Here is a 16,056-nt window from a genome sequence, read left to right as displayed (position 1 = left end):
GCCAATGGATTACCTCAATCTAGAAATTTTGGTTTCTTCTTAAGAGCGACATTATAATATTAAAAACATGAAAAAACTTAAAAACATAATATTAGGTACAGCGGCAATAGTTTTGCTTACTGTTACCTCGTGCGAAAAGTATCTGGATATTAATACCAATCCAAATGCTCCAACTTCAGCTCCGATACCGCAAGTATTAACCAATGTCACCGTTAATGTTGGTTTCACCGGAGGAAGTGATATGCATAGATTTACTTCGTTAATTGTACAACAATTTGCTGGTCAGAATGCTCCGGGTACTCAATCAAGAGAATATGCCAGATATCAAATTCAACCAACAGATGTAAATACGCTATATAGCAACTTGTTTGCTAATCAATTACAGGATATCGAGTATATCCTAAAAAACAGCCAAGGAAGTCCGCATTATAGTGGTATTGCTAAAGTTCTGAAAGCACACATTTATTCTCAAGCAGTTGATATTTGGGGCGATTTGCCTTATTCGGAAGCTTTCAAAGCACCAGAAATTAATCAACCCAAAATAGATAAAGCGGAAGACATCTACAAAGCCATCATTACTTTAATTAATGAGGGAATTACAGAAGTAAAGGCTACCACATCATTATTATCTCCGAGTGGGAATGAAACTATCTTTAAAGGAGATCGTGTGAAATGGGAGAAATTCGCGAATACCTTGAAGTTAAGATTGTTCTTGAGGTATTCTGCAAAGGATGCTGCGTTTGCGAAAGCTCAATTGGATGCTTTAATTGCGAGCAATGTTCCCTTCATGACCTCACTTGCTGATAATTTTCAAATGGATTTTGTAGATGCAACTGCTTCTCAAAACCCGATACATCAGTTTGAGAACACGAGATCAGACCAATTTTTTCCAAACAAATTCTTAGTGGATTTGATGAATTCTACATCAGATCCTCGCCGACCTACCTATTTCACAGACTTCCCGTTTGGTTCAGGAACTTACAAGGGAGCTACGCCTTTGGATCCTCAATCGTTCGCTTTCTCCAGGATGCATACATTTTTAAGAGGTGAATTGAAAAGACCGCTTGTTCCTGATGCACAGGGTAGAGTCCCTTCAAATCCTGCTAACAATACTGCTTACACTGGTGCTGCACCAATAAGATTGTTAACATTTGCCGAGTATAATTTTATTAGAGCAGAACACGCTTTAAGATACGGCGCTGGAGCCGCTGCTGCTCTGCCTTTTTATCAGGCTGCAATTAGAGCATCACTGACAATGGCAGGTGTATCTGCGGCTAACCAGGATGCTTATATTTTGGCTAACGGCCTGTTAAACGGCCTGAATTTAGAGGCGAACGTAGCCAAGATTATTACAGAAAAGTACATCGCAAACTACGGTGTAGCTTTGGAGCCCTGGAACGATTGGAGACGTACTGGTTACCCGGTTCTGGTACCTGTTAGTTCATCGATTGCTGCCGAAACAGCAATTCCAAGATCTTTGTTTTATCCGGAAAGCGAAGTGGCTTCTAATCCTAATTTTAAACAGAAACCTAATCAGTTAACAAGGATTTTCTGGGACACCAGACCTTAATTTTAAGTTGCCCGTCCGGGTAATGAAAAACACTTAATATTTTATAGTCATCAAAAAAGCGGATTTATTCCGCTTTTTTTGATTAAAAATTGCTTTGGTGTATTAAACTATTTTTTATCAACACTATATCTTCCGGGTCCTATAAAAACTAAACCCAAAAAAACAATACCAAGTTCTATAGCATGGGATGCAATCATTAAGCCATCGCCGTTACTCAGGTGCATGGTTGAAGCAACGGCCATCGTAATCATTAAGAACAAACAGGCTGGTCTGAAAGCCAAGCCTATAAGTATTAAGAATCCACCAAAAGTTTCCGTTACTGCAGCCAGTAATCCCCAGATAGTTGGAGTAAAAGTAATCCCAAGATACTTCATGGAGCTGCCTACGGCTTCCCATTGTTCAGGGCCTCCAAGAAGTTTTGGATAACCATGATATATCATCATCACGCCGAGTCCTGCTCGAATTATCAATAAACCAGTATTCCTGTATTTACCAAGGGAGGCTAGTAGCGCCATATAATAATGATTATCTATGTTAAAAATTGTGGTTGGAATATTTCAAGGACACAAGCGAATTTTCAACTCTTAAAATTGCTTCGCGGCCAAATATTAATGCCCTGTTGTCTTCAATATGCCCGGCAGGGAAATCAAAACAGACTGGATAATCATACTCTTTTACGTGTCCCAAAATAATTTGTTCAGCGGTTTGACCAAACGGAATATCATTGTCTTTCATATCGGTAAATCCGCCAATTACGAGACCTTTTAATCCAGCCAGAATACCCGCTCGTTTGAAACTTATGATCATCCTGTCGATTGAATAAAGATATTCTCCCACTTCTTCGAGAAATAGAATCTTACCTTTGTAATCCTGTTCAGAAACGGATCCCGACATCATTTGCAGCAGGGTCAGATTTCCTCCGGTAATAATTCCGGATCCTTCTCCAATTCGATTTTCTATAGAGCTTTCATAAGTATAATCGAAGGGCTCATTAAACAATGCTTTTCTCAATGTTTCCAATGAAATTTTGGTGCCGTCCGGAATGGTTAGGGGCATTTGCCCGTGTATGGTTTGAATCTGATATACGGCATGGATATGACTGTGAAGAATAGTAATATCACTAAACCCGATAATCCATTTTGGATTAACCCCAAATCCAGCGAAATCAATACTGTCAATGATTCTGATGGTTCCGTACCCGCCCCGTGCCGCGAAAATAGCCTTTACAGAATTATCGTCCAGAAATCGCTGAAAATCCGCTGCACGAAGTTCATCAGTCCCTGCAAATTGATTCCATGATGCATCAACTGTCTCGCCGAGAACAACTTTTAAGCCCCACGACTCTAATAAGGCTACAGCTTCATCAATTGGTACAGGAAGACTTTTTGCCGGACACGTAATCGCAACAGTATCGCCTGGCATTAAATATGGGGGAGTTATCAATAGTAGTGGTTTATATTTTCCGTGTGATTAGCAAATTAACGAATACCATTTTAAATTTCGTGAAAACAATGTTGTGCACTCGTAATAAATTTGTCAGGCAATTGGTAAAAACCCATGTTATGAAAAATACACTAAGACCATTTTTCGAATCGTTAATAAATAAGTGATTAAGCATTTTTAGTACAAAGGAAAATAGGTTAACAAAATTCAACCACAGATAACAATTTTGCCTCAGACAATTGCAATTGAGATCTTAAATAAACGGAGGAGAATCAGGCTTGATCTGCGAGTGTTTGTTGATGTTTAATGTTAGACCAGTTCATAGTTTAAAACTCGGCTGGGGCTCTAATATTGGCTGAGAGGGCACAGCTGGCGTCAGTATGCTAAATTGAATTACAAATCCGAGTGGAATTTTGTCCGTTATGGATCAAGCAGGGGCCTCTTAGGGTTCTGGAAGGGTTCTTCTTTGGGTCTTTCTGGACTGAAGTTGCCAAAAATGGATATTTACCCAAAGAAGACCCAAAGAAGAACCAAACAAAAGGCAGTTTTTATACTCTTTTATTGTTTCGGTACAAAAACCCAGTTTAAACGATAAAAAAATTTTAGATTTTAATGGATTGTTTTTGGTAATGATTGATATTCCTTAAGAATTTGGTTTGAGAAACTTATGCAAAAGAACTTAATAAATTAAAGTTTTTATACACTAAGCGATTTAAGGTGTGATCCAGTTTTACCTTTAATGAAAGCTCGCGATTATCCTTTAGCAATTTAGCACATTAGCGTTTATCTTTGCAGACTATTAAAACGAGCAAAGAGAACGCTAAAAATCAGATTTTGGGAAAGAATTACAAGAGATACACGGTTACAGCAGCACTTCCTTATACTAACGGTCCTGTGCACATAGGCCACCTGGCTGGCGTTTATGTCCCGGCTGACATTTACGTGCGATACCTGCGGTCTTCTGGAAGTGATGTCGTGTTTATTTGCGGTTCAGATGAACATGGTGTTCCAATTACATTGAAAGCCAGGAAAGAGGGCATTACACCACAGCAGGTTGTCGATAAATATCATAAGATCATCGGAGATTCTTTCCAGGATTTTGGTATTTCTTTTAATATTTATCATAGAACTTCCTCTGATACTCATCATCAAACCGCTTCTGAAATTTTCAAAACGCTCTATGATAAAGGTGTTTTTACTGAAGAAGTAACAGAACAATATTTTGACGAAAATGCCGGGCAATTCCTGGCCGACAGATATATCGTCGGAACTTGTCCGAATTGCGGTAATGAAAATGCCTATGGTGATCAATGTGAGAAATGCGGGACGTCCTTAAGCCCCACTGAACTTATAAATCCCCATTCTACATTATCAGGCGCTAAGCCTGTTCTTAAGGAAACTAGAAACTGGTTTTTGCCTCTTGATAAAATGCAGCAGCAGATTGAAACCTACGTTGATTCTCATAAAGAATGGAGGCCTAATGTTTACGGCCAGTGCAAATCCTGGTTAAATGGAGGCTTACACCCCAGGGCAATGACCCGGGATCTGGATTGGGGAGTCGATGTTCCGGTCAAAGGCGCTGACGGTAAGGTGCTCTATGTTTGGTTCGAAGCACCTATTGGTTATATTTCGGCAACAAAAGATCTTTGCAATCCTGGATTAGATCTGCAGAAAAAAAGCGAGTATTACATTAAGGATTCTTTAAAACCCACTGATAGCTGGCAGAAATATTGGCAGGATGAGGAAACAAAACTTGTTCATTTCATTGGTAAGGATAACATCGTCTTCCATTGCATAATTTTCCCCGCAATTCTAATGGCGCATGGCAAGTATCGTCTTGCAGACAATGTTCCTGCAAATGAATTTCTTAATCTGGAGGGAGATAAAATTTCGACTTCACGCAATTGGGCCGTGTGGCTGAATGAGTATCTTTTAGACCTTCCCGGTAAGCAGGATGTACTACGTTATGTTTTAACAGCAACTGCTCCGGAAACAAAAGATAATGATTTTACGTGGAAGGATTTTCAGGCCAGAAACAATAATGAACTGGTTGCAATATTCGGTAATTTTATTAACCGTGTGCTCGTGCTTTCCCATAAGTATTTTGAGGGTAAGGTTGTCTTTGGGTCAGAATTTTCAGCGGTCGATTTAAAGGTTAGAGAAGAGCTGAAGAAATATCCATCAAGCATTTCCGTATCTATTGAGCAATATCGGTTTAGAGAAGCTCTTACTGAGTTTATGAACCTGGCACGCCTGGGCAATAAATATCTTGCCGACGAGGAACCCTGGAAAGTGATTAAAACGGATGAAGAACGTGTAAAAACAATTTTGAATGTGGGATTGCAAATCGCAGCCAATCTTGCAATTCTGGCCGAGCCATTTTTGCCGTTCACTTCTGCGAAGCTTTTTGGAATGTTAAATTTAAAAACGCAGGGTTGGAACAGGGCAGGAAGAATGGATCTGCTTGAAAGGGGACATCAACTGAATGAATCGTCGCTGTTATTTGAGAAAATAGAGGATGAGGTAATTGACTATCAAATAAAAAAGTTAATGGATACCAAGACCGCTAATGCCCAGGAAGAAGCGACTCCAGAATTAGCAAAGAAAAACATCACTTTCGACCAGTTTACCACTATGGATATAAGGGTTGGGAAAATATTGGCTGCTGAAAAAGTAGCAAAAACTAAAAAATTGTTGAAACTTCAGGTAGATACAGGCATCGACCAGCGAACGATCGTTTCCGGAATCGCAGAGTATTTCGAGCCGGATCAAATTGTTGGGAAAAATATTTCGGTACTTGTAAATCTTGAACCGCGCGAAATCAAAGGAATTTTATCACAGGGCATGATTCTGATGGCGGAAAATTCAGAAGGAAAGCTTAGTTTTGTCGCGCCCACTGAGGATTTTCCAAGTGGGAGTGTTGTAAGGTAAAGCGGTCCTGTAGTTCAACGGATACCTGCCTACCGGTAGGCAGGGAATAGAATTTTCCTAAACTTTATAAGTTTAGGTTGTAATGATAAATATTGGTCCCGTAGTTCAACGGATAGAATAGAAGTTTCCTAAACTTTAGATGTGGGTTCGATTCCCGCCGGGACCACAATGTGAAATACCGGTTACTAATTAAATTTCGAGTGTCTTTGAAGAGGTAATATATTTGAAAAAAGACTTGAAGTAAATTGGAATGTTCACTGTATATGCTCTTCAAAGCTCCGTCGATGGCCGAATATATGTAGGCTTTTCCTCTGATGTTAATAAACGCTTAATTCAACATAATTCAGGTAAAACAAAGTCTACTAAAGGTTTTCGGCCATGGGCAGTGATTTATACTCTTGAGGTTGAAAGGCGAGACGATGCAAGAAAGAAAGAAATTTATTTCAAATCGGGATACGGGAAAGAATTCCTGAAAGCTTTAGTCTTATCTTTCAAAGAATCGAATACCTGCCTGCCGGCAGGCAGGGAACCCCGCCGGGACCACAAAAGCTACCTTTAAGGCGTGTTTTTTAGTTAAAAACTGATCAGTCCTCTGTCCTTCCCCTTCAGCAGGATCAGACTTTTCGGGTTTTTGTCGAGGTAAAAATTGATAACATTTTGCTGTGTATCGAAATTCTTATGCAAAAGGGAATTCCTTATATCTGCCGTATTAGGGAAAGGAACATTCAGGGCTTCCAGATAAAACCAAATTGCCTCCTCCTGTAATTCATACCCAAGATAATTCAACGCTAATTTTTCGCCATTAACATAAATATCATTGTTCTCCAGAATATATTTTTTGATTTTTTTCTCCAGATCGGTCTTATTTGCTGGGGTTAAAAAATTCACCTTGGACTTGTATTGTCCGGTTAAAGCATTTTCCAGATCATCCCTAAAAATTTTCTGAGAAATCTCCAGAGATTTTTCTTTAGGATTGTATCTGACTTCCGTCAAGCTAATATAAAAAGGGTGAACTATAAAATGTAAGAGAAGTAAAACGGCAAAAAGGTAATTATGGAACATGTTGCTTCCTTATTTTTGGCAATTTAAGGATTATCCTGCGAAGCTAAATACTTCATTTAATATATCTGTTTGTATATGGGGCAATTTGAATTGTATTTTCAACTGGGGATAAATCATATCCTGGATATAGGTGGATTGGATCACATCCTATTTGTGGTGGTTCTCTGCAGTTTGTACCCTCCCGGTGACTGGAAAAAGATCATTTTCCTTGTAACCGCATTTACAATTGGGCACTCCGTTACACTGGCACTAGCTACTCATAATCTGATTAACGTGAACGCCCCGCTGATTGAATTCTTAATTCCTTTAACTATTGCTATAACAGCGATTTCCAATTTACTAAATCCACAGATTAAAAATGGACTACAGCTTAACTACCTGTTTGCATTCTTCTTCGGTCTTATACATGGGCTTGGATTTTCTAATTATCTGAAAGCACTGCTGGGAAATGAAGTCTCCATATTAAATCCCTTATTTGCATTTAATATCGGCTTAGAAGCAGGGCAATTGATCATAGTCGCTTCTTTTTTAATATTTTCAAGCTTACCTCTTATCTGGTTTAAAGTAAAACAGAGAGACTGGACAATAGTAATTTCATCTAGTGTGCTAGGGATGTCTTTGATGATGATGATCGACACAAAATTCTGGTAATGATTTTGTTCTATGTTTAATGTATGTCTATCTTAGGAAGATTTTCAGTCAGACTGATGTGGGAATTCATTTAAAAGGATCTGAAGACCAGACGAAAGATCTCTACCAATTAAAATATTTCAATTCTTTATCATGATGAACAAATTTTTATCTCTTGCAGTTCTTTTACTGAGTGGATTTATCTCTCTTGCCCAAACCACTGATCAGAATCATGGAGAGCGTTTCGAACAGCTGGGTACCACGCTCCGTTCTCCGAATGTGTACAGAACAGCTTCTGGTGCCCCCGGACATATGTACTGGCAGCAAAAAGCCGATCATGATATAGTTGTGGAACTGAATGATGTAAATCAGTCGATAAAAGGCTGGCAGAAAATTACATATTACAATTACTCGCCTGATCCGCTTTCCTATTTATGGATTCAACTTGACCAGAATGAGCGGGCCAAAGATTCCAATACCCCTAAGGTGACCGAAAACAAAATTTCCCCAAATATGACTATAAGTCAGCTAGGTAACATTTTATGGCATGATCTTGATCTTGGATATAAGATTCTGTCGGTTAAGGATTTGGCTGGCAAGGATATTCCTGTAACTATCAATAAAACAATGATGAGGGTGAATCTTCCAGAACCACTTAAGCCGGGAGAAAAACTGGAGTTTACAATGGACTGGACCTTCAATATTCATGACAGGATGAGTTTTATCGGTGGTCGTCCAGGATTTGAGTTTTTCGAAAAAGATGGCAATTATTTGTATACCATGGCTGAATGGTTCCCAAGAATGGCTGTTTATTCCGATTTTGAGGGCTGGCAGCATAAACAATTTTTAGGTAAAGGAGAATTTGCCCTGACATTCGGTGACTACAAAGTAAAGATTACTGTTCCAGCCGATCATATGGTAGGCGCAACAGGAGTACTTCAGAATCCGGAAAGTGTTTTGAGTTCGCTTGAACTTGAAAGATGGGACAGGGCAAAGAAAACTTATGATAAACCGGTTATAATCCGCACACAGTCTGAGGCTGAGAAATTAGAGAAATCTAAAGCAAAAGATAAAAAATCATGGATTTTTCACGCTTTGAATGTGAGGGACTTTGCATGGACTTCATCCCGCAAATTTATATGGGATGCCATGGCTGTGAAGCAGAAAGAAAAGGATGTTATGGCTATGTCCTATTATGGTAAAGAAGGTAATCCTCTTTGGGAGCAATATTCTACAAAAGTAGTTGCACATACTATCAAATCGTATGGATCAAAAACCTTCGATTACCCGTATCCTGTTGCCATCTCTGTTGAGGCATCTAATGGGATGGAATATCCGATGATATGCTTCAATTACGGTCGTCCTGATACAGATGGTACTTACAGTGATGCGATTAAATATGGAATGATCTCTGTAATTATTCACGAAGTCGGGCATAATTATTTCCCGATGATCGTCAATTCTGATGAGCGTCAGTGGACCTGGATGGATGAAGGTCTGAATACCTTTATGCAGTTTATGGCTGAACAGGAATGGGACAGAAATTATCCCTCAAGAAGGGGGCCGCCTCACAAAATTGTGCCTTACATGAGGAGTGAGAAAAATTTACTGGAACCAATCATGACTAATTCTGAAAACATCATTCAGTTTGGTCCAAACGCTTATGCGAAGCCTGCTACAGCTCTAAACATTCTCCGGGAGACAATAATGGGAAGGGAACTTTTTGATCACGCATTTAAACAATATTCTTTGCGCTGGAAATTTAAACACCCTACACCTGAGGATTTCTTTAGAACGATGGAAGACGCTTCAGCAGTCGATCTTGATTGGTTCTGGCGAGCCTGGTTCTTTAGAACAGAGCCTGTTGATATTTCTTTAGAATCCGTAAGCTTGTTTAAACTTAATAACCTCACACCGGCTCAAAAGAAGGCAGATATCAAAAAAGCCTCTGATAGAGAGGAAACGAATGTTAGCAAGACTTATAATCTGAAAGATAATCCAAAAACAGTTGTTGAATCAGATCCTTCAACCCGTGATTTTTACAATTCATATAATCCATTCAGCGTAACTCCTGATGATGAGAAAGAGTATGCCGATTTTATGGCACGCTTAAGCCCGAAAGAGAAGGAAATGCTTAACAGCGGATTGAATTTCTATGAGTTAAAATTCAAAAATGTGGGCGGCCTGGTTATGCCATTGATTGTTCAGTTCAATTTTGCAGATGGTACTTCTGAAGTAGAAAGAATACCTGCTGAGATCTGGAAGTTAAATGAATCAGAAGTATCTAAAGTATTTGCAAAGAAAAAAGAGGTCACTAACATCATTCTGGATCCTTATCTGGAAACCGCAGATATAGATGAGAGTAATAACATCTGGCCAAGGCAGTTAATTCCGGGCAGGTTTGAGCTGTTTAAAGGAGGAACGGGAGCCAGGGGCGTTTCCAGCGGAACCAATTCAATGAAAAAAGCAGTTAATAAGAAGTAAACTCTGTTTTTAAATTTTCATAAAATGGCCGGTAGCCAGGGTCTGCTTACCCAACATGAAGGGATAAGCTGCTGGTAAAAAAGCTCCTCCCAATACGGGCACGTTTAAACCGACTTGTACTAAAAAAGCTCCCCGTTAATTGGAGAGCTTTAATGTCTTGTTAAAAATTGTTGTTTCCAGGAACACCTCCGCCCTCTCTTCGGATCATCCCTCCTCCTTCAGTTCTACTGTCGTGGCTGCCCGGTGCGCGCATATCGGGACCACTTTGTTGAGGTTGAACGCCACTAAATTTTTGAAGCCTCATAGTAAAAGTCATCATAAAATACCTGGATAGTCGGTTACTTTGACTGTCTGTTATAGTGTTCGCGCTAACCTGTCTCGAGACGCTAGTATTTTCGTCCAGTAGATCAAATGCCTGGAAGCGAAGTGTTGCACTCTTATCCTTCAGGAACTGTTTCTCCAAATAGGTATTAATTATGAAAGGGTTCACAGCAAGTGAGCTGCTATACCCATTATTGAAAGTTTTGCTCAGATCTGCCCCTAATAAGAGTGTTTTGAGAAAATATACCCGGCTATTGAAATTCATTGCATATGACGACACTTTTGTGTTGTTATTGGTTATAGCGTCATTTGTATTGGTATTGAAGCTATATCTTACACCCGGATTGAATTCTAAATTCTGATTTGGATTTATTTGCATGTTTAATCCTTGTGAAAAGATCCAGTTTTTCCCTCTGTTTTTAACATCATCAGTGAACGAGATGTTATTGATATAGTTCGCAGAACCATTAATAGAAAATACATATTTTTTCTCCTGGAACGGTTTTGAGTAATTGTAAAACGTATTCGCTGTATAATAGCCATCTGTATTCAGATAGCGGGTTTCCTGAACAAGCCCTACACCGGAAACGTCAGACCGGACAACATTTGAAACAATTTTGTTTTCTGTATAATTTCCTGAAAGGTTGAAGAATAACACATCCCCAGATGCAAAATTGAAATTGTTATATCTGAAATTCAGAATATGGGTGAATTCTGCATTCAAATCAGGGTTACCATATACCGGAAATTGAGGATTAGTAATATCTGGTATTGGTTGTAATTGAATATAAGTTGGTTCGTTAGCCCTTCCAAAGTAGTTCGCATTGAATGCCCTCGTCCTGGAGAAATTATAAGAATAACGCGCGGAAGGTATCAGGTTAAATCCTGTGTTCCGGTAGGGGGTTCTGACACCCAATACAACTGAATTTCCTTCAAGCACATTGGGTTGTGCACTTAATCCAAAAGAATAATTAAATCTCTGCTGATTTACCCGGAAGTTAACACCAAATCGATTGGTACTGAAAGCGTAGTTATAATCATTACTTAGGCTCATATTGGGGCTTGATACCCCGGCTGAGCTCACATCAAATGTCTCCCTCTCATTTCTATAGTTTGTGGTGCTGTGATTGTAGTTAAATTCTAGCCCTGAAAATTTACTCAGTGGCTCTATGTACGATAAGTTGGCGCTTAAATTGGAGCTTCTGTTTTCATCAAACAAATCCTGATTACGGTAAACATTTGTATTTCCTCTCGCAACATAGTTGATATATTGTGTTAGCTGATCGTCCTGCTGATTTGTTTTCGCATTATTAGCATTAACGAACAATGAAATATTACGTCCACGTTTTTGAAAACGGTGGTTTAATAATAAGTTAGCACCAAAATTTGGGCTCGTCGAATTCGTCTTGTAAATGGTAGTACCATCAGAAGTTAGTACACCATTAAGATTCTGTAAATAGCTGGAATTTCCTAAATCATCAGTTGCGCTATAGCTGAACGATGGGGAGAATTTAATAAAATTTACTGTGTCCGGCTTATATTCAACGTTCCAGTTAAGTCTGTGGTTTTCATTAATCACATTCTTTGATGAAAGCTGATCCATTATAATCAAACCTGACTGAAAGTTGTTTTGTTGAAGCTGATCGCTTAACACATCGTTATTCCGGTTTGAATAGCTATAATTTCCATAAGAGCTTATTTTTGTACCGAAATCCTTCCGATAGTTTAATCCGACGGAACCGACAGAAGTAATTCCATCGCCACCACTAAATCCACCGCCCTGGAATCCACCACCACCGCCTTGAAAACGCTGACCACCGCCACCGCCGCCGCCAACTTGTTGAACTCTGGCACCGCCGCCACCGCCGCTAAAACCGCCACCACCGCCGCCAAAATTAAAGACGTTGCTGTTAGTATTGTTTAGGCTGCCTATAAAAGAAAACTGTTCTGAATTGTTATATGTATTAGCGGTAAGATTTGCCTGATAACGTTCTTTATCTCCCCCTCCAACTGTAGCCCGAGTGAAATATCCTTTGTTTTTGTCTGCCCTTATGGTAAAGTTCAGGATCTTCTCAGGATCTCCATTCCGTATTCCGGTTAAATTAGCTTGATCTCCATAATCGTCAATGATTTGAGCAGACTCCAGTATATTTGCTGGAAGCTGTTGAGTAGCTGTTTTGACATCACCCCCAAAAAAGTCTTTACCATTAATCCTGACTCGGGTAATTTGTTTACCCTGCGCAGAAACATTACCGTCTTTATCAACCTCTACACCGGGAAGCCTTTTCAACAAATCTTCAGCAAGCGCATTTTCCCTAAGAGGATAGTCGGCTGCCCGATAAACGATAGTATCTTCTTTGATCGTAACGCCCGGCGTTCCAGAAATTACTACTTCATTAAGCATCCTGTTTTGCGCTCGGAGAATGATCGGATCAAGTTCTATAGGCGTTTCAGCATCTCTATATAAAAATCGCTTATTCAATGTTTGATATCCTAAACTGCTAACTGTAAGCAGAAAGGTTGACGACTTTACTCCCCTAAGTGTAAAGGCCCCGTCAATATCTGTGCGTGTGAAAAGCGTGTCTGAACCTACGATATACTTGACTGTAGCTGCTATCACACTGGTACCTGTTGAATCTCTAACTATTCCCTTTATATCACGGCTTGTTTGTGCAAAGGACGCATAGTTAATCAGTACAATAGCCAGTAGAAATAGAAATTTTTTCATTGATAGCGGTTGGATAGAGAGAGTTTAAAATTTAAATTATTGTTTAGTAGCAAGTCTGCTTTTGATGTAAAACTCAGTGCTTGAAAGTAATTTGTTCATTGGGCTGTTGCGTGGAGGAAACTGGTTCCCATTCATACCGCCCATAGGCTGCCGCTGTGTTGTTTGCCTTTGATTCATTGCTGCTTGCGGAGCCTGCAGACCGTTAACCCGGATACTATATATAACTTCATCGCTAGTTGAAGTACTTAGATTCAACAAGCTCAATGGGATAGTGATTTCCTGCACCAGAAAGTTGTTCTTATCGAACGAGGCGGCAGCTCTGATCCCATAAGTGTTTTGAAGAGAAATACCTCCGTCAATTATTTCTTTGAACCCTGCAACTTTTATATCTTTTATTCTGGAAAGTACCTGCTTTTGCATTTCCTCAACTTCTGGTTGTTCCCTGGTGTTTCTACTTTTCCCGGGCGTCCTGTCAAGCACCGGAAAGATCACTGTGGGAGGATTTTTCTTTTTGCCTTCAATATTGGCAGAAAAGCTGATTCCTCCGGCAAGGATCTTTGTAAGATCTTGTTTGGAGGCACTTCTTATTGCCAGGTAAACATTCTTATGGTCGTTGGCGAGCCCATAATATAGGTTAGTCGCCTCATTGAACATAGTAAGGCTGTCGGGCCAGTCGCTCAACACTCCATCAGCCACGACCGGTTTTAATGCCCACCGGGTTTTTATTAAATCTGCTTTTTTCTGCGAGTAAACAACTGGCAAATTCAACAAGGAAATTAGGGCAATAGCTAATGTTATACTTTTTTTTCTGATCATCTTCTGGATTTTAGACTGTGAGTTTGGACAAAGGTTTAAAACTGCTAAGAAAAGTTCCCTTGCCTAAATAAAATACGTGAATTTTTCTTGTTTAAATTAGAAACGCCATAAACTCTTAAAAAGCGTGCTTTATGAGAGGGCTTTCAGCTTTCTTCTTCCCAAAGCAAAGCAAGGTTAAGGATGGTTTGGACAGCTTTCTGCATGTCCTGTACTGATACCCATTCCTGCTTTCCGTGAAAAGCATGCTCACCGGCAAATATATTAGGACAGGGTAAGCCCATAAATGACAGCCTTGAGCCATCGGTTCCGCCCCTGATACTTTGTATTTTAGGTAAAAGCCCCGCACGCTCAATTGCCTTTACACCAAGTTCCATAAGTTTCGGATGCTGATCAACCACTTCTTTCATGTTTCTATACTGCTTTTCAACGATCAACTGATAAGTCGAATTCGGATATTCCGCCAGCACTTCCTGCACTATTACGTCCAGAATACGCTCATGACTCCTTAAGGCAATGCTAGTAAAGTCCCGGATAATAAATTCTACCATGGCTTGCTCTACAGTTCCTAATATGGAAACAGGGTGGATGAATCCATCTTTTCCTTCTGTACTTTCAGGCGATAGTTTTTCTTTCGGCAGGCATGCAATTATTTGTGAGGCTATTTTTATCGCACTTTCCATTTTGCCCTTTGCGAAGCCCGGATGACTGCTAACACCATTTATAATGAGTTTTATTCCGTCGGCAGAAAATGTTTCATTTTCAATTGATCCGGCAGTTTCCCCGTCAACCGTGTAAGCAAAATCAGCATTCAGTTTTTTAAGATCAGCTTTATCTACTCCTCTTCCTATTTCTTCATCGGGGGTGAAAAGTATTTTAATGGTACCGTGTTTATGTTTCGGATGGGAGACCAGAAAATGTGCGGCATCCATTATCTCAGCCAGACCTGCTTTATTGTCGGCTCCAAGCAAAGTCTTCCCGCTGGCTGTAATAATATCATTTCCTATCTGGCTTTTAAGATCGGGATGATCTCTCATTTTTAATACCTGATTTTCATCATCAGGAAGTATAATATCCTGGCCCTGATAGTTTCTGTGTATGAGCGCTTTCACATTTGTCCCACTGCAGTCTGGGGATGTATCCATATGGGAACAGAAACATATTACCGGTACACTTTTCCCGGAATTGGATGGTATTGTAGCATAGACATACCCGTTCTCATCATAATGTGCGTCTTCCAGGCCTATTTCCAATAATTCCGAAACAAGTATTTTAGCAAGGTCTTTTTGTTTTTCTGTTGAAGGGCAGCTTGGTGATGAGGGGTCGGACTGGGTATCAATAGCAGTGTATCGTAAGAATCGTTCAAGCACTGTATAGGTTATATTTTCAGGGACACTCATTTTTGCTTAATTTTAGAAACTTAACAAAATTAACCAATTGTATCGCTGCTTCTGCACTTGTCTTTATTTATTCGCTTTATGAACATCGAAACGCTGCGCGAATATTGCTTGTCAAAAAACCATGTAACTGAAACTTTTCCTTTTGGTGAAGAAACATTGGTGTTTAAGGTGGCTGGCAAGATATTCTTGCTGGCCGGTTTGGAGAACCCAGACCGTTTTAATGTTAAGTGCGATCCGGAAAAAGCTGTCTCTCTGCGCGAAGAATACGAAGAAGTATGGCCGGGTTATCATATGAATAAAACCCACTGGAATACAGTATATATGAATGGACGACTGAGCGACCCACAGTTGAAACAAATGATCGATCATTCATATGATCTGATCGTTACAAGCCTTCCTAAAAAACACAAAAACCTTTTGACATGAGCTGGAAAGAAACAATAAACGAAGAAACAAAAGCAGAGGCACTTACTCAAGACTTTAAGTTCAAAGATTTTGTCAGCGCCTGGGCTTTTATGAATAAAGTGGCCCTCCTCGCTGAGAAGGTGGATCACCACCCTGATTGGAGCAATTCTTACAATAAGGTAAGCATCAGCTTGAGCACACACAGCGCAGGCGACAAAATCACTTCTAAAGACAGGGAACTTGCCGGACAAATAGATGCATTAAGTTAA

Annotated in this window: 13 protein-coding genes and 1 tRNA gene; 8 read left to right on the top strand and 6 right to left on the bottom strand. The window is 39.8% G+C overall.

Features of this window, described 5'->3' with window-relative positions; all coding sequences use genetic code 11:
- The first annotated feature begins 67 nt into the window (after nucleotides 1-67).
- Nucleotides 68-1,570 carry a SusD/RagB family nutrient-binding outer membrane lipoprotein gene (locus ACLL8Z_RS06275; RefSeq protein WP_411273911.1) on the top strand — a complete coding sequence of 501 codons (1,503 nt, stop codon included), beginning with the start codon at nucleotides 68-70 and terminating at the stop codon, nucleotides 1,568-1,570.
- Between the two features lie 107 nt (nucleotides 1,571-1,677).
- Here ACLL8Z_RS06275 and ACLL8Z_RS06270 read toward each other — a convergent pair whose 3' ends face one another.
- Nucleotides 1,678-2,085, bottom strand: a complete 408-nt coding sequence (locus tag ACLL8Z_RS06270; protein ID WP_411273910.1) for a DoxX family protein — start codon at nucleotides 2,083-2,085, stop codon at nucleotides 1,678-1,680.
- A gap of 19 nt (nucleotides 2,086-2,104) precedes the next feature.
- A complete protein-coding gene (locus ACLL8Z_RS06265; protein ID WP_411273909.1) occupies nucleotides 2,105-3,013 on the bottom strand; it encodes an LD-carboxypeptidase in 909 nt (302 codons plus the stop codon).
- Nucleotides 3,014-3,844: 831 nt separating this feature from the next.
- On the opposite strand from ACLL8Z_RS06265, the gene metG reads away from it, so the two are divergent.
- From metG to ACLL8Z_RS06250, 3 genes are all read left to right on the top strand, one after another.
- Nucleotides 3,845-5,944: a methionine--tRNA ligase gene (metG, locus tag ACLL8Z_RS06260; RefSeq protein WP_411273913.1), complete on the top strand. Its 2,100-nt coding sequence runs from the start codon at nucleotides 3,845-3,847 to the stop codon at nucleotides 5,942-5,944.
- 94 nt (nucleotides 5,945-6,038) lie between these two features.
- Nucleotides 6,039-6,110, top strand: a tRNA-Arg gene (locus tag ACLL8Z_RS06255).
- A gap of 84 nt (nucleotides 6,111-6,194) precedes the next feature.
- Nucleotides 6,195-6,503 carry a GIY-YIG nuclease family protein gene (locus ACLL8Z_RS06250; protein ID WP_411273908.1) on the top strand — a complete coding sequence of 103 codons (309 nt, stop codon included), beginning with the start codon at nucleotides 6,195-6,197 and terminating at the stop codon, nucleotides 6,501-6,503.
- A gap of 14 nt (nucleotides 6,504-6,517) precedes the next feature.
- On the opposite strand, the gene ACLL8Z_RS06245 is transcribed toward ACLL8Z_RS06250, so the two are convergent.
- Nucleotides 6,518-7,006 (bottom strand): DUF6702 family protein, encoded by a 489-nt coding sequence (locus ACLL8Z_RS06245; protein WP_411273907.1) that lies wholly within the window; start codon nucleotides 7,004-7,006, stop codon nucleotides 6,518-6,520.
- Nucleotides 7,007-7,081: 75 nt separating this feature from the next.
- Here ACLL8Z_RS06245 and ACLL8Z_RS06240 point away from each other — a divergent pair, with 75 nt between their 5' ends.
- Both ACLL8Z_RS06240 and ACLL8Z_RS06235 read left to right on the top strand, forming a co-directional pair.
- A complete protein-coding gene (locus tag ACLL8Z_RS06240) occupies nucleotides 7,082-7,657 on the top strand; it encodes a HupE/UreJ family protein (RefSeq protein ID WP_411273906.1) in 576 nt (191 codons plus the stop codon).
- A gap of 132 nt (nucleotides 7,658-7,789) precedes the next feature.
- The gene (locus tag ACLL8Z_RS06235) at nucleotides 7,790-10,120 is read left to right on the top strand and encodes a M1 family metallopeptidase (RefSeq protein WP_411273905.1); all 2,331 of its coding nucleotides are present in this window, start codon (nucleotides 7,790-7,792) and stop codon (nucleotides 10,118-10,120) included.
- Nucleotides 10,121-10,280: 160 nt separating this feature from the next.
- Here ACLL8Z_RS06235 and ACLL8Z_RS06230 read toward each other — a convergent pair whose 3' ends face one another.
- The 3 genes from ACLL8Z_RS06230 to pepT all read right to left on the bottom strand — a co-directional run bounded on the left by ACLL8Z_RS06230 (nucleotide 10,281) and on the right by pepT (nucleotide 15,382).
- Nucleotides 10,281-13,169, bottom strand: a complete 2,889-nt coding sequence (locus ACLL8Z_RS06230; RefSeq protein WP_411273904.1) for an outer membrane beta-barrel protein — start codon at nucleotides 13,167-13,169, stop codon at nucleotides 10,281-10,283.
- Between the two features lie 36 nt (nucleotides 13,170-13,205).
- Nucleotides 13,206-13,985, bottom strand: a complete 780-nt coding sequence (locus ACLL8Z_RS06225) for a hypothetical protein (RefSeq protein WP_411273903.1) — start codon at nucleotides 13,983-13,985, stop codon at nucleotides 13,206-13,208.
- Between the two features lie 143 nt (nucleotides 13,986-14,128).
- Nucleotides 14,129-15,382 carry a peptidase T gene (gene pepT / locus ACLL8Z_RS06220; protein ID WP_411273902.1) on the bottom strand — a complete coding sequence of 418 codons (1,254 nt, stop codon included), beginning with the start codon at nucleotides 15,380-15,382 and terminating at the stop codon, nucleotides 14,129-14,131.
- A 78-nt stretch (nucleotides 15,383-15,460) separates the two neighbouring features.
- Here pepT and ACLL8Z_RS06215 point away from each other — a divergent pair, with 78 nt between their 5' ends.
- Both ACLL8Z_RS06215 and ACLL8Z_RS06210 read left to right on the top strand, forming a co-directional pair.
- A complete protein-coding gene (locus ACLL8Z_RS06215) occupies nucleotides 15,461-15,808 on the top strand; it encodes an MmcQ/YjbR family DNA-binding protein (protein WP_411273901.1) in 348 nt (115 codons plus the stop codon).
- The gene (locus tag ACLL8Z_RS06210) at nucleotides 15,805-16,056 is read left to right on the top strand and encodes a 4a-hydroxytetrahydrobiopterin dehydratase (protein WP_411273900.1); all 252 of its coding nucleotides are present in this window, start codon (nucleotides 15,805-15,807) and stop codon (nucleotides 16,054-16,056) included. Before ACLL8Z_RS06215 ends, ACLL8Z_RS06210 begins: the two co-directional genes overlap by 4 nt.

This window comes from Daejeonella sp. (assembly GCF_046590655.1).
Taxonomy (GTDB): Bacteria; Bacteroidota; Bacteroidia; order Sphingobacteriales; family Sphingobacteriaceae; genus Daejeonella.
This window is presented reverse-complemented; position numbering and strand designations above follow the sequence as displayed.